Origin of the sequence: Sphingomonas sp. MMS24-J13 (assembly GCF_044905095.1) — a bacterium.
Taxonomy (GTDB): domain Bacteria; phylum Pseudomonadota; class Alphaproteobacteria; order Sphingomonadales; family Sphingomonadaceae; genus Sphingomonas_I.
This window is the reverse complement of the sequence record NZ_CP173258.1, coordinates 4,170,331-4,183,471: the sequence shown is the minus strand read 5'-3', so window position 1 is coordinate 4,183,471 and position 13,141 is coordinate 4,170,331. Positions and strand designations below refer to the sequence as shown.

The following is a 13,141-nucleotide window of genomic DNA, read 5'->3' as shown; positions in this document are numbered from 1 at the left end:
CCGTCATGCAGCGCCCTCTTCGAAAAGCTCTCATCGCAATGATATGTTGTCAAGTATCATAATGTTATAACATATAGTTGATCGCGCTAGTGATTAGCGCATGATCGAACGGCGTTTCATTTCAATCGAACAGGCTGGAAACCGAGCTTTCGTCGGCGATGCGGCGGATCGCTTCGGCCAGCAGCGGCGCGATCGGCAACAGGCGGATGCGGCTCGAATCCGCCACTGCGGGCGGCGCCGCAATCGAGTCGGTGATCACGAGTTCGCGCAGCGCCGAGCCTTCGACCCGCGCGACCGCCCCGCCCGAAAGGACGCCGTGGCTGACATAGGCGACCACGTCCTCCGCCCCCGCTTGCTTGAGCGCGGCAGCGGCGTTGCAGAGCGTGCCGGCCGAATCGACGATATCGTCGACCAGGACGCAGAAGCGACCCCGGACGTCGCCGATGATGTTCATCACTTCGGATTCGCCCGGCCGCTCGCGGCGCTTGTCGACGATCGCCAGCGGCGCATTGGCCAGCCGCTTGGCCAGCGCACGCGCGCGGACCACGCCACCGACGTCGGGCGAGACGACCATCAAATTCTTGTCGGAGAAGCGCGCCCTGATATCGGCCGACATCACCGGCGCACCGTAGAGATTGTCGGTCGGGATATCGAAGAAGCCCTGGATCTGCCCGGCATGGAGATCGACCGAAAGAACGCGATTGGCACCGGCCGCGGTGATCAGGTTGGCGACCAGCTTGGCCGAGATCGGGGTGCGCGGGCCCGGCTTCCGGTCCTGGCGCGCATAACCGAAATAGGGGATGACCGCGGTGATGCGCCGCGCCGATGCGCGCCTCAGCGCGTCGATGCAGATCAGCAATTCCATGAGATTGTCGTTGACCGGATAGCCGGTCGACTGGACGACGAACACATCCTCGCCACGCACATTCTCGTGGATTTCGACGAAGATCTCCTCGTCGGCGAAGCGGCGCACCGACACGTCGGTGAGCGGCATTTCGAGATAGCCGGCGATCGCGGCGGCGAGCGCGCGATTGGCGTTGCCCGTCATCAATTTCATGTATCTTCCCCGGCCTGCGAGCCTGGGGGCTCTTAACCTGCTGCCGTCAGAATAAAAGACCCGATACGGTCGACCCGGTCCTATCGGGCTCGGTTTGTAACCGGACTGCAACGTGCGCGGCCTGTACGGGCGAGCGCCAACTGGCCTAAGGGCCGTTCCATGAATTCCGTCGTCACCCGTTTCGCCCCCTCGCCCACCGGGCGCATCCATGTCGGCAATATCCGTACCGCGCTTCACAATTGGTTGTGGGCGAAGAAGGCCGGTGGACGTTTCCTGCTGCGGATGGACGATACCGATCTGGCGCGATCGGCCGAGGCCTTTGCCGACGCGATCCACACCGATCTTGCGTGGCTCGGCCTGACGCCCGACCACGCGGTGCGGCAGTCCGACCGGTTCGATCTGTACGAGCGCCGCTTCGCGGAATTGCGGACGGCAGGCCGGATCTATCCGGCGTACGAGACTGCGCAGGAGCTCGACCTCAAGCGCAAGATCCTCGCCGGGCGCGGGCTGCCGCCGATCTACGATCGCGCCGCCCTCAAGCTGAGCGATGCCGATCGCGCTGCGCTGGAGGCCGACGGCATCGCCCCGCACTGGCGCTTCAAGCTCGATCATGACGCAATGATCGAATGGGACGATCTGATCCGCGGGCCCCAGCATCTCGATCCGAAGCTTCAGTCCGATCCGGTGATCCGCCGCGCCGACGGCAGCTGGCTCTATATGCTGCCGAGCGTGATCGACGATATCGACATGGGCGTGACCCATATCGTGCGTGGCGAGGATCACGTGACCAATGCCGGTCTGCAATTGCAGATGTTCGCGGCGATGGGCGCCCCGGCGCCGGCCTTTGCGCACGAGGCGCTGCTGGTCGGCAGCGAGGGCAAGCTTTCCAAGCGACTCGGGTCGTTGGGCTGCGATTCCTTCCGCGAGGAAGGGATCGAGCCGCTCGCGCTCGCGGCCTTGCTCGCGCGGATCGGGACGAGCGATCCCGTCGAACCCGTGGCCAGCATGGCGCCGCTGATCGAGGGGATCGATTTTGCCCGCTTCGGCCGCGCCCCGGCGCGCTTCGATCTCGACGAACTGAAGGCGCTCAACGCCCGTATGATCCATCTGCTCGATCATGCGGCGGTCGCCGCACGATTGCCGGCCGCCGTCGGCCCACGGCTTTGGGAGGCGTTGCGCCCCAATCTTTCGACCATCGCCGAAGCGGCCGATTGGCTGCCGGTGGTATCCGGTGAAATCGCCCCGCCGGCACTGGCGAGCGACGACAAGGCCTATCTCGCGCTGGCGGCCGAAGCTGCCCGGACGATGGTGTGGGACGATGCCGCATGGGCCACGCTCACCAGCGCGCTCAAGACCAGCAGCGGACGCAAAGGGCGGGCCCTGTTCCTGCCGCTCCGTCAGGCGCTCACCGCACGCGACCATGGCCCCGACATGGCGGCCTTGTTGCCGCTGATCCGGCGCGAACGCGCCATTGCCCGGCTGGAGGCTGCGGCCGCCTGACCGCCGATCGGCCGGGGGCTGGCGAAGCGGCTCGGGCAAGCCTATCTTCATGCCATGGCCATTCTGCCGCCCCTTGCCCGCCCCAGCGTCGTCATGCGCGACTTGCGCATCTTCATGCAGGGCGATCGCCGGCATAAGCTGGTGTTCGCAACGCTCGCGGTGGGGGTGACCTCGCTGCTCATGACCCTGATGATCATCGAATCGTGGTGGGGGGTGAAACCCGAGGGGCAGCAGATCGTCTATGCCAGCGATTTCGCCGCCAACCGCACCGACGCTCAGATCATCGCCCAGAACAAGGCCGATCAGGCCGAACTCGAAAAGGCCAAGGCCGAACGGCGCCGTCAGTTCCAGAAGCTCGACGACAGCATGACGAAGATGGGCTTCTGAGCGACGCGAGGATGATGGCCGCCGCGCTGGCTCTGGCCGGGCGTGGACGCGGGCGCACCGCCCCCAACCCCAATGTCGGCTGCGTGATCGTCAAGGGCGGTCATGTTATCGGGCGTGGCTGGACCCAGCCCGGCGGCCGTCCGCATGCCGAGGCCATGGCGCTGGCCGAAGCCGGCGACGCAGCGGCTGGTTCCACGCTCTATGCGACGCTCGAACCCTGCGCGCATGTCAGCCCGCGCGGCCCGGCCTGCGCCGATCTGATCGTCGCCGCAAAGCCGTCAAGGGCGGTGATCGCGATCGGCGACCCTGACCCACGCACTGCGGGCGAGGGCTTCGCCCGACTCCGCGCGGCGGGCATCGTCGTCGAGGAAGGGTTGCTGGCAGCCGAAGCGCGCCGGAGCATGGCGGGCTTCCTGACGCGCCGATCACTCGGTCGCCCGTTCGTGACGCTCAAGCTCGCCACGTCGCTCGACGGCGCGATCGCGATGGCTTCGGGCGAGAGCCGGTGGATCACCGGCCCCGAAGCGCGCGCGCATGCACATCTGGAACGCAGCCGGCACGACGCGATCCTTGTCGGTCGGGGAACGTGGGAGGCCGATGCCCCCAGGCTGGATGTGCGGCTGCCGGGGCTGAAGGAGAGGTCGCCAGAGCGTTTCGTCCTCACCTCGTCTCCCCTGCGAAGGCAGGGGCCCATGTCTCTCCCGGCGGACCCGCCGCTTGAAGATGGGAGAGATGGGCCCCTGCCTTCGCAGGCGCGACGGGTGAAGATTATCGATTCTCCCCAAGCCATTGCCGCGCTACCCAATGTCGACCACCTCTTCGTAGAAGGCGGCGCGCAGACCGCATCGGCCTTCCTGGCTGCCGATCTGGTCGACCGTCTTCTGCTCTATCGCGCTCCGATCCTGATCGGTGCCGGTAAGCCCGCACTCCACGATATCGGTCTCGCACAGCTACCCGACGCGCATCGACGCTGGGCGCTCGCCGATGCGCGCACGCTTGGCAGCGACCGGCTCGAAGTCTACGAGCGCCAGCGAAGCTGACAGCGCCAGCAGGAAAAGTTTCTCGACTTTTCGCGACTGATGGCGCGCAGAAAGGACTGCATGTTCACCGGCATCATCACCGATATCGGCCGCGTCGTCGGCGTCGAGCAGCGTGGAGATCTGCGCCTGCGCATCGCCACTGCCTACGACACCGCCAGCATCGATCTGGGCGCCTCTATCGCCTGTTCGGGCGTGTGCCTGACGGTGGTCGACAAGGGTGCCGACTGGTTCGCGGTCGATGTCTCGGCCGAAACGCTATCACGCACCGCGCAGGGCGCGTGGAATGATGGCACCCGCCTCAACCTCGAACGCGCATTGCGCGTCGGCGACGAATTGGGCGGGCATATCGTTACCGGCCATGTCGACGGGATCGGCGAGGTCGTGTCGGTGATCCGCGAGGGCGATTCCACCCGCATCACGATCGAGGCGCCCGAGGCGATCGCGCCTTATATCGCGCCCAAAGGATCGATCGCGATGGATGGCGTATCGCTGACGGTCAACGAGGTCGAAGATCAGCCGGGCGGCGCGGTCCGCTTCGGCATCAACATGATTCCGCATACGAGCGAGATGACCAACCTGGGCGAGATTGCGCCGGGTCGGGCGGTCAACCTCGAAATCGACGTGCTCGCTCGCTATCTCGGGCGCATGGAGCAGCTTCGCTCGAGGATCAGGAATGTCCGCTAAACCCAACGAAATCGCTCGGCTGCGCCACGCTTTCCTCTCGACGCCCGAAGAGGTGATCGAAGAAGCCCGCAACGGCCGCATGTTCATCCTCGTCGATGACGAGGATCGTGAGAACGAGGGCGACCTCATCATCCCCGCGCAGATGGCGACCCCCGATGCGATCAACTTCATGGCCAAGCATGGCCGGGGGCTGATCTGCCTCGCTCTGGCCAAGGCGCGGGTCGATCAGCTTGGCCTGCAATTGATGAGCCGTCATAACGGCACCCGTCACGAAACCGCTTTCACCGTCTCGATCGAGGCCAAGCATGGCGTGACCACCGGCATTTCCGCCGCCGATCGCGCGCGCACGATCGCGGTCGCGATCGATGCGTCGAAGGGGCCGGACGAGATCGTCACCCCCGGCCACGTCTTCCCGCTCGTCGCGCGCGAGGGCGGCGTGCTGGTGCGCGCCGGCCATACCGAGGCAGCGGTCGATGTGTCGCGCCTCGCCGGGCTCAATCCTTCGGGCGTGATCTGCGAGATCATGAACGAGGACGGGACCATGTCCCGCCTCGACGATCTGGTCGCTTTCGCGCAGCGGCACGGCCTCAAGATCGGCACGATCCGCGATCTCATCGCCTATCGCCGCCGCCACGACCATCTTGTCGAGAAGCGCGCCGAGATGCGCTTCAACAGCCGCTGGGGCGGCGAGTGGACCGGCATGACCTTCTGGAACAAGGCGACCGGCGAGGAGCAGATCGCGCTGGTCAAGGGCCATGTCGATCCCTCCAGGCCGACTTTGGTGCGGATGCATGCGCTGTCGACCTTCACCGACATTTTCGGCGAGACGACCGATCGCGCGGGGCTACTGGCCGGCGCGATGGAGATGATCGCGGCCGAAGGATCGGGCGTGATCGTGGTGCTCAACCGTGCGATGACCGATGGCCGGCTCGGCCGGCTGATGGCGGCACGCGCATCGGGGCAGGCGCTCCACACCATTCCGGAAATCATGGAGTTGCGCGATTACGGCGTCGGCGCGCAGATCCTCACCGAATTGGGGGTGCAAGACATGATCCTGCTCACCAATTCGCACCACCAGCTGATCGCGCTCGACGGCTACGGCCTGTCGATCGTCGGTGAGCGACCCATTCCGAGCGCGGGGAGCGGCGATTAATGGCACGTTTTTTAATCGCCGAGGCGCGGTTCTATGGGCATCTCAACGATCTCTTGCTGAAGGGCGCACGCAGCGCGATCGAAGATGCCGGGCATCAGCATGAGACGATCACCGTCCCGGGTGCGCTCGAACTGCCGGCGGCGATCGCGATGGCGGCCGAGAGCGGGCGCTATGACGGCTTCGTCGCGCTGGGCGTGGTGATCCGCGGCCAGACCTATCATTTCGAAGTGGTCTCGAACGAAAGCGCGCGCGGCCTGATGGCGCTCACGCTCGACGGCATTCCGATCGGGAATGGCATTCTGACGGTCGAAAATGAAGGCCAGGCACTGGCCCGGGCCGGTGGCGAGGGCGCCAAGGAAGACAAGGGCGCCGACGCGGCCAAGGCAGCGATCGCGATGTTCGAGCTGAAGCACCGGTTCGGCTGACAAGAGCCCCTCCCCGCGGGGAGGGGCGCCATTTTGTCCCGCTTACTGCTGCGCGAATGCCGCGTTGATCGTGAGCTTCACATCGTCCGAGATCATCGGGATGCCATAGCTCACGCCGAAGTCGCTCCGCTTCACGACGGTGGTCGCGCTGAAGCCGACATTAGGCTTCTTGGTCATCGGGTGAGGACCGCCGCCGGTGAAATGGGCCTGCAGCACGACCGGCTTGGTGACGCCCTTGAGTGTAAGATCGCCGGTGATCGTCGCGTTGGTGCCGTTCACGACGACCTTGGTGGAAACGAACTTGCCGTCGGGGAATTTCGCGGCGTCGAAGAAATCGGCCGTCTTCAGATGCGCATCGAGCGCAGGCACGGTCGTCGAAACCTTCGCGATCGGGAAGGTCACCTCGACCTTGCTGTTGGCGGGGTGGGCAGTGTCGAGCGTCAACGAGCCCGTCGGCTGCGTGAACTGGCCGGTATATTCGCTGATGCCGAGGTGCATCACGGTAAACAGCACCTGAGTGTGTCCGGTATCGACAGCATAGGTGCCGCTTGGAATGTTGGCGGGCGCCTGCGCCAGCACCGGCGTGGCAATCAGAGCGAAAGCGAGGAACGCAGCGCGCATAACGGCAAATCTCCCAAGTTGTTTCACCAACGGTGACCTGCACAGGTGACTCTGTCAATCGCGCTGACTGAAATGCAAGGGTGGCAAGATTTGTCCGATCCTGCCCGGCTTGTCCCCGCCCCCCTCGCCCGGTTATGCAGCCTTGGGGAGGCCTTGCGCGAGTCCGTGACGATCCTGCTTCAGGATTATGTGATCATCGCCGGCAGCGGCGTGCTGGCGCTCGCCTCGTTGCCGCAGGGCGCGCGATTGCTGCGCGGCGCGTTGCTGCTGATCGCGGCATGCACCCTGGCCTGGGCCGTTCAGCATCGTCATTGGTGGGTGGCCGGCGGCAGCGCTGCACTCGCGCTGATCAATCTGCTGCAACTCGCTTTGTCCGTCCCGGCGACGCGGCGCACGTCGATGAGCGAGGAAGAGCAACTCTTCGCCGACGCGAGCTTCTCCAGCCTGCCGCGCGGCGCGGTGCGGCAATTATTCGACCAGGGGCTGTGGATCAGCGGCAAGGCCGGCGAAACCTTGATCCGCGAGGGCGAACCCGCTTCGCACCTTTTTTACCTGAGCCAGGGCGAGGCCAGCGTACTGAGCGACGGACGCGAGCTGGCGACGTGCGGGCCGGGCCATTTCTTCGGCGAGATCACCGTGCTCAACCGCGAACCGGCCAGCGCCAGCGTGGCGCTGCGCACCGATTTGCGCTTCTGGTGCATCGGGGCCGACACGCTCAAGCGCTTCATCGCGGCCAACCCCGAATTCGCACACGCGCTGGAAGCTGCGTTCGCCGGTGACCTGCGCGACAAGCTCCGCCTGACGAACCGGCGCCTCGTCGCGATGGGCGACGCGGCCTGACGTAAAAATCCTCATCCGACAAAACCCCTCTCCCCGTTGGGGAGAGGGATTCGGTCGTCGATCAGTTCTTCGCTTTATCGACCAGCTTGTTCTTGGCGATCCACGGCATCATCGCGCGCAGCTCGGTGCCGGTCTTTTCGATCAGATGCTCGGCCTGGCGCTTGCGGCTGGCCTTCATCTCCGGATTGCCCATGCGGTTGTCGACGAGGAAGCGCTGCACGAAGCGGCCACCCTGAATGTCGTCGAGTACGCGCTTCATCTCGGCCTTCGTCTCGGACGTGATGATGCGCGGGCCGGTGTGGTAATCGCCATATTCGGCGGTGTTCGAGATCGAGTAACGCATGTTGGCGATGCCGCCCTCATACATCAGGTCGACGATCAGCTTCACCTCGTGGAGGCATTCGAAATAGGCCATTTCCGGCGCGTAACCGGCCTCGACCAGCGTCTCGAACCCGGCCTGGATCAGATGGGTCAGGCCGCCGCACAGCACTGCCTGCTCACCGAACAGATCGGTTTCGCACTCTTCCTTGAAGGTCGTCTCGATCACGCCCGAACGGCCGCCACCGATCGCCGAGGCATAGGACAAGGCCACATCGTGCGCATTGCCCGACGAATCCTGCGCGATCGCGATCAGGCAGGGGACGCCGCCGCCCTTCTGATATTCGCCGCGCACGGTATGGCCGGGGCCCTTGGGCGCGATCATGAACACGTCGATATCGGCGCGCGGCTCGATCAGGCCGAAATGCACGTTGAGGCCGTGCGCGAAGGCGAGCGCCGCACCCGGCTTCATGTTCGCCTTGAGATCATTCTCCCAGATCGCGGCCTGATGTTCGTCCGGCGCGAGGATCATGATGATGTCGGCCCAGGCCGCGGCCTCGGCATTGGTCATGACCTTGAAGCCTGCGCCTTCGGCCTTGGCGGCGGTGGCGGAGCCGGGACGCAGCGCGATCGCGACGTCCGGCACACCCGAATCCTTGAGGTTCTGGGCATGGGCATGGCCTTGGCTGCCATAGCCGACGATCGCGACCTTCTTGGTCTTGATCAGGCCGATATCGGCATCGGAGTCGTAATAGACGCGCATCTTTCTTGGTCCCTAACCTTCAAGCAAATGGATCGTCATGCTGAGCATCGCTCAGGTGACGGACGAAAATTCAAATCACCTCATGCCCGCGCGCGATCGCCGCGACCCCGGTGCGGGCGACCTCGATCAGGCCAACCTCGCGCATCAACTCCAGGAACTTATCGATTTTCTCGGTACCGCCGGTGACTTCGAACACGAAGCTCGACGTGGTCGCATCGACCACGCGCGCGCGATAGACTTCGGCGAGGCGCAGCGCCTCGATCCGGTGATCGCCGGTGCCCTTGACCTTGACCAGCGCAAGCTCCCGCTCGACGTGCGGGCCCTGCTCGGTGAGGTCGATCACGCGATGGACCGGCGGGAGGCGATCGAGCTGGGCGATGATCTGATCGACCATCGCCGGCGGCCCCGACGTAACGATCGTGATACGGCTGACCGTCTCGTCCTCGGTCACCTCGGCGACCGTCAGGCTCTCGATATTGTAGCCGCGGCCGGCGAACATGCCGGCGATGCGCGCAAGGATGCCCGGCTCGTTGGCGACCGTGACGGAGAGCGTGTGCCGCTCGGAGGCGAGAGTGCGAATCTTCATGGGATTGATGATTTCCGTTCGTGTCGAGCGAAGTCGAGACACGCCGCGCCGCGAAACGTCCCTCGACTTCGCTCGGGACGAACGGCGTGATGTGACGTTAGACGAGTGCCTTGGCCTCGTCGTCCATCTCGCCCGATACTTCGTTGGCCTGAAGGATCATATCGGTATGCGCCGCACCCGATGGGATCATCGGGAAGCAATTGGCGAGCTTGGCGACGCGGCAATCGACGATCACCGGCCCGTCATAGGCCAGCATTTCGGCGATACCGTCGTCCAGCGCATCGGGCCGTTCGATCCGCAGCCCCTTCCAGCCATAAGCCTCGCCCAGCTTCACGAAATCGGGCAGCGCATCCGAATAAGAGTGCGAATGGCGGCCCTGATAGGTCAGATCCTGCCACTGGCGGACCATGCCCATATATTCGTTGTTCAGGATGAAGATCTTGACCGGCAGGCCATATTGGGTCGCCGTCGCCAGTTCCTGGATGTTCATCTGGATCGAGGCTTCGCCGGCGATGTCGATCACCAGCCGATCGGGATTGCCGATCTGCGCGCCGATCGCGGCCGGCAGGCCATAGCCCATCGTGCCGAGCCCGCCCGAAGTGAGCCAGCGATTGGGCGCTTCGAAATCGAAATGCTGGGCCGCCCACATCTGGTGCTGGCCGACTTCGGTGGCGATGATCGGATCCAGTGCCTTGGTCGCCTCGTAGAGGCGGCGAATGGCGAGCTGGGGCATGATCTCCTTCGTCGAGTCCGGGAAGGCCAGGCTACGCTTGGCGCGCCATTCGTCGATCCGGGCGTTCCAGGCCGACAGATCGGTGGTCTGATGCCCACGCGCATCCCATACCCGCACCATTTCGCTCATCGCACGGCCGACATCGCCGACGATGCCGAGCTCGGCGCTCACGATCTTGTTGATCGACGAACGGTCGATATCGACATGGATCTTGCGGGCATGCGGCGCAAAGGCGTCGAGCCGGCCGGTGACGCGATCGTCGAAGCGCGCGCCCAAGGCCACGATCAGATCGGCCTTGTTCATCGCCAGATTGGCTTCGTACGTCCCGTGCATGCCGAGCATGCCGAGCCATTGCGGAGACGAGGCCGGGAAGGCGCCAAGCCCCATCAGGGTCGAGGTGACCGGCGCGCCGGTCCGTTTCGCCAGTTCGCGCAGCGCTTCGGCCGCCGCAGGACCGGAATTGATGATGCCGCCGCCCGTATAGAGGATCGGCCGCTCGGCCGCCGCCAGCATCTCGACTGCCGCTTCGATCAATGCCGCTTCGGGCTCGATCTGCGGACGATAGCCATGGTTCGCGCGCGGCGCCCGACTGGCCGCTGCCGCAACCTGCACGTCCTTGGGCAGATCGATCAGCACCGGACCGGGGCGGCCGGTGGTGGCGATCGCGAACGCCTCGCGGATCACGCCTTCCAGATCGGCGGGGTCCTTCACCAGGTAATTCTGCTTGGTGCAGTGACGCGTGATGCCGACCGTATCGCATTCCTGGAATGCGTCCGATCCGATCAAGGCGGTCGGCACCTGGCCGGTGATGACCAGCATCGGGATCGAATCCATCAGCGCATCGGTGATGCCGGTAACCGCATTGGTTGCCCCCGGGCCCGACGTCACAAGGACGACGCCGCATTTCCCGGTCGAGCGGGCATAGCCTTCCGCCGCATGCGCCGCGCCACCTTCCTGGCGGACGAGAATGTGGCGCATTGCGCCGCCGGCCTTTTCCTGGCGGAACAGCGCATCGTAGATCGGGAGCACGGCGCCGCCCGGATAGCCGAACACGACCTCTACGCCGAGCTCGCCCAGCGTATCGATCAATATGTCCGCACCCGTCCGTTCGTCCGTCATCGTCTTCGCCCATGTCAGGAGAGAGCGGCCGGATACGGGGCGGCATTACGCCTGTCAACCATTTCTGAGATATAAATTTCACCGATGTCATTTTTATTATAATAAAATTGCGCACCGTCTTGGAATGAAGACAAAAAGAAAGGGCCGCCCGAAAGCGACCCTTTTCCGTTCCGATTTTCGGCGACGACTCGGATCGAGTTGCCGATCAGGCGGCTCTCGCCAAGTCGCCCTGCCGACGCCGGCGGCGGATCATCGTGCCGACCGCGCCGAAGCCGGAAAGCATCATCGCCCAAGTCGCTGGCTCCGGGGCCGGGGAGCTGACCGGCGCGAGGAAGCTGGTGAAGCCGTCGAACGTGCCGAGATGGACCTCGCTGCTCTGGTTGAAGACCTTGGCGACGAGCGATCCATTGATATTGCCGCCGCCGTTCGAGACCGTGGCATAAGGCGCCAGGACCGAACCCCATTCCTCACGGTTGAAGTTCAGCGTGTTTGCGTCGGCGAAGTTCCAGATGATCTGCTGATCATAGCTCTTTGCCGCGCCCGCGATCGTGTTCCACGTCATGTTCCAATCGTAGGAGCCGCTGTGCGCCGATGCGATCGTACCGTTCGAGTTCAGGATGTTGACGATCACGATCAGGTTGGGATCGCTGAAATTATAGCTGATGCCGGTGAAGTTGGTCAGCGCCGACTGGTCGAGGTTGAATACGGCAACTCCGTTGGTGCCGGTCTCGGTCGCGTTCAGCATGAGGCCATGGCCGTCGTTGAAGTAGGAGATCGAGGTGGTCGCGTGGGTGGAGCTCTGAGCCAGCAACGCCGTCGACAGCGCCTGCATGTTCGCCGTCATCGTCGACAGCGGCATCACGGTCGGAACCGCCGGCGTGCCGAGCGTGGTCGGCGCCGTGACCGTGCTGTCGAAGGTGTAGTTGGCGTGAACGTTGGCGGCATTGCCGTTCGCGTTCTGCGATCCGGCGATCGAACCGCCCGCATAGATGTAGCTCGGGCTGTTGCCGATGCCGTTGCCATTGCCACCGATGCTACCGCTGACCTTGGTCACGCTGTTCTGCCCGTAGCCCTGCATGTCGCCGATATTGCCGGTAACCTGCAGCGTGCCGCCATTATTTTCGGCCTGGTTGATGCTGCTGCCGACATAGACGGAACTGCCCGACGACACCGCGACCTTGTTGCCACCCGAATAGCTGCCCATCGATACGGTCGAACCGCCGCTGGCGTTGAAATTGCCGAGGCTGCCGCCGACAACGAGGCTCGCGCCCGAACTGATATTGGCACCTGCGGCATTGCCGCGGACCGTCATCGTCGTGCCGCTGGTGATATTGGTGCTGCTGCCGGTCAGGCTGCCGCCGACCTTGATCGTGCCGTTGGTGCCATTGATGTTGATCTGCTCGAGATTGCCGACGATCGTTGCGCCATAATTGCCGCCGACACCGGGCCCCGTGTCCAGATTGATGTTGCCGCTGGCGCTGCCGAGCACGGTGAGCGTGCTGTAGCTGCTCGTCACCGCCGATTGGCTGGGGTTAGCCGAATGGCCAAAGCCGATCGTCGTGCCATTTTTGAGGTTGCCGCCGACCCACGCCTTCCCTTCGACATCATGGCCACCGCCATTATAGTCGCCGAGCGTGATCAGGTTGAGCGCACGCATGTCGTTCAAGGCCTGTACGACGTTGGTGACGGCATGGGCTGGCGCGCAGGCGAGAATGGCAGCGCCGACGGTGATCAGCAGGCTCGACTTCTTCATGGTGTCCCCGGACAATTTCTTAACCAAAGGTTTCGATTGCTAACTAGTGCGGCCAACGCATTGCATCAAGGTTCGTTACGTCGAGTTAACCATTAAACTATGGTTACCTTTTGATATTCATGGTTAATTTCCGAAATCACGGGAATGCCGTCTATCCAACTG

General features: G+C 64.2%; 13 protein-coding genes. 7 read left to right on the top strand and 6 right to left on the bottom strand.

Going from position 1 to position 13,141, the window contains the following annotated elements:
* Positions 1–121: 121 nt before the first annotated feature.
* Positions 122–1,057, bottom strand: a complete 936-nt coding sequence (locus AB4Z44_RS19360; protein WP_404711289.1) for a ribose-phosphate pyrophosphokinase — start codon at positions 1,055–1,057, stop codon at positions 122–124.
* A 159-nt stretch (positions 1,058–1,216) separates the two neighbouring features.
* Here AB4Z44_RS19360 and AB4Z44_RS19355 point away from each other — a divergent pair, with 159 nt between their 5' ends.
* From AB4Z44_RS19355 to ribH, 6 genes are read left to right on the top strand one after another with little or no spacing between them, the layout of a single operon-like run.
* Entirely contained in the window at positions 1,217–2,557 is a 1,341-nt protein-coding gene (locus tag AB4Z44_RS19355; RefSeq protein ID WP_404711288.1) for a glutamate--tRNA ligase, read from the top strand.
* A gap of 54 nt (positions 2,558–2,611) precedes the next feature.
* A complete protein-coding gene (locus AB4Z44_RS19350; RefSeq protein WP_404711287.1) occupies positions 2,612–2,944 on the top strand; it encodes a hypothetical protein in 333 nt (110 codons plus the stop codon).
* Between the two features lie 14 nt (positions 2,945–2,958).
* The gene (gene ribD, locus AB4Z44_RS19345; RefSeq protein WP_404714289.1) at positions 2,959–3,984 is read left to right on the top strand and encodes a bifunctional diaminohydroxyphosphoribosylaminopyrimidine deaminase/5-amino-6-(5-phosphoribosylamino)uracil reductase RibD; all 1,026 of its coding nucleotides are present in this window, start codon (positions 2,959–2,961) and stop codon (positions 3,982–3,984) included.
* A 60-nt stretch (positions 3,985–4,044) separates the two neighbouring features.
* Positions 4,045–4,668 (top strand): riboflavin synthase, encoded by a 624-nt coding sequence (locus AB4Z44_RS19340; protein ID WP_404711286.1) that lies wholly within the window; start codon positions 4,045–4,047, stop codon positions 4,666–4,668.
* On the top strand, positions 4,658–5,821 hold the full coding sequence (ribB, locus tag AB4Z44_RS19335) for a 3,4-dihydroxy-2-butanone-4-phosphate synthase (RefSeq protein ID WP_404711285.1): 1,164 nt from the start codon (positions 4,658–4,660) through the stop codon (positions 5,819–5,821). Before AB4Z44_RS19340 ends, ribB begins: the two co-directional genes overlap by 11 nt.
* Positions 5,821–6,246: a 6,7-dimethyl-8-ribityllumazine synthase gene (ribH, locus tag AB4Z44_RS19330; RefSeq protein ID WP_404711284.1), complete on the top strand. Its 426-nt coding sequence runs from the start codon at positions 5,821–5,823 to the stop codon at positions 6,244–6,246. The genes ribB and ribH overlap by 1 nt, the downstream gene beginning before the upstream one ends.
* A 42-nt stretch (positions 6,247–6,288) precedes the next feature.
* Here the strand turns inward: ribH and AB4Z44_RS19325 are convergent, their stop codons facing one another.
* Positions 6,289–6,867 carry a YceI family protein gene (locus AB4Z44_RS19325; protein WP_404711283.1) on the bottom strand — a complete coding sequence of 193 codons (579 nt, stop codon included), beginning with the start codon at positions 6,865–6,867 and terminating at the stop codon, positions 6,289–6,291.
* Positions 6,868–7,020: 153 nt separating this feature from the next.
* On the opposite strand from AB4Z44_RS19325, the gene AB4Z44_RS19320 reads away from it, so the two are divergent.
* The gene (locus AB4Z44_RS19320; protein ID WP_404711282.1) at positions 7,021–7,707 is read left to right on the top strand and encodes a cyclic nucleotide-binding domain-containing protein; all 687 of its coding nucleotides are present in this window, start codon (positions 7,021–7,023) and stop codon (positions 7,705–7,707) included.
* 61 nt (positions 7,708–7,768) lie between these two features.
* Here AB4Z44_RS19320 and ilvC read toward each other — a convergent pair whose 3' ends face one another.
* From ilvC to AB4Z44_RS19300, 4 genes are all read right to left on the bottom strand, one after another.
* Entirely contained in the window at positions 7,769–8,788 is a 1,020-nt protein-coding gene (gene ilvC, locus AB4Z44_RS19315) for a ketol-acid reductoisomerase (protein ID WP_404711281.1), read from the bottom strand.
* Positions 8,789–8,858: 70 nt separating this feature from the next.
* On the bottom strand, positions 8,859–9,374 hold the full coding sequence (gene ilvN / locus AB4Z44_RS19310) for an acetolactate synthase small subunit (RefSeq protein WP_404711280.1): 516 nt from the start codon (positions 9,372–9,374) through the stop codon (positions 8,859–8,861).
* 97 nt (positions 9,375–9,471) lie between these two features.
* On the bottom strand, positions 9,472–11,226 hold the full coding sequence (gene ilvB / locus AB4Z44_RS19305) for a biosynthetic-type acetolactate synthase large subunit (protein WP_404711279.1): 1,755 nt from the start codon (positions 11,224–11,226) through the stop codon (positions 9,472–9,474).
* A gap of 205 nt (positions 11,227–11,431) precedes the next feature.
* A complete protein-coding gene (locus AB4Z44_RS19300; protein ID WP_404711278.1) occupies positions 11,432–12,979 on the bottom strand; it encodes a collagen-binding domain-containing protein in 1,548 nt (515 codons plus the stop codon).
* Positions 12,980–13,141 lie beyond the last annotated feature (162 nt).

Coding starts and splice junctions, on each gene's coding strand:
- AB4Z44_RS19360 (WP_404711289.1), bottom strand. CDS start 1,057: ATGAAATTGATGACGGGCAACGCCAATCGCGCGCTCGCCGCCGCGATC.
- AB4Z44_RS19355 (WP_404711288.1), top strand. CDS start 1,217: ATGAATTCCGTCGTCACCCGTTTCGCCCCCTCGCCCACCGGGCGCATC.
- AB4Z44_RS19350 (WP_404711287.1), top strand. CDS start 2,612: ATGGCCATTCTGCCGCCCCTTGCCCGCCCCAGCGTCGTCATGCGCGAC.
- ribD (WP_404714289.1), top strand. CDS start 2,959: ATGGCCGCCGCGCTGGCTCTGGCCGGGCGTGGACGCGGGCGCACCGCC.
- AB4Z44_RS19340 (WP_404711286.1), top strand. CDS start 4,045: ATGTTCACCGGCATCATCACCGATATCGGCCGCGTCGTCGGCGTCGAG.
- ribB (WP_404711285.1), top strand. CDS start 4,658: ATGTCCGCTAAACCCAACGAAATCGCTCGGCTGCGCCACGCTTTCCTC.
- ribH (WP_404711284.1), top strand. CDS start 5,821: ATGGCACGTTTTTTAATCGCCGAGGCGCGGTTCTATGGGCATCTCAAC.
- AB4Z44_RS19325 (WP_404711283.1), bottom strand. CDS start 6,867: ATGCGCGCTGCGTTCCTCGCTTTCGCTCTGATTGCCACGCCGGTGCTG.
- ilvC (WP_404711281.1), bottom strand. CDS start 8,788: ATGCGCGTCTATTACGACTCCGATGCCGATATCGGCCTGATCAAGACC.
- ilvN (WP_404711280.1), bottom strand. CDS start 9,374: ATGAAGATTCGCACTCTCGCCTCCGAGCGGCACACGCTCTCCGTCACG.
- ilvB (WP_404711279.1), bottom strand. CDS start 11,226: ATGACGGACGAACGGACGGGTGCGGACATATTGATCGATACGCTGGGC.
- AB4Z44_RS19300 (WP_404711278.1), bottom strand. CDS start 12,979: ATGAAGAAGTCGAGCCTGCTGATCACCGTCGGCGCTGCCATTCTCGCC.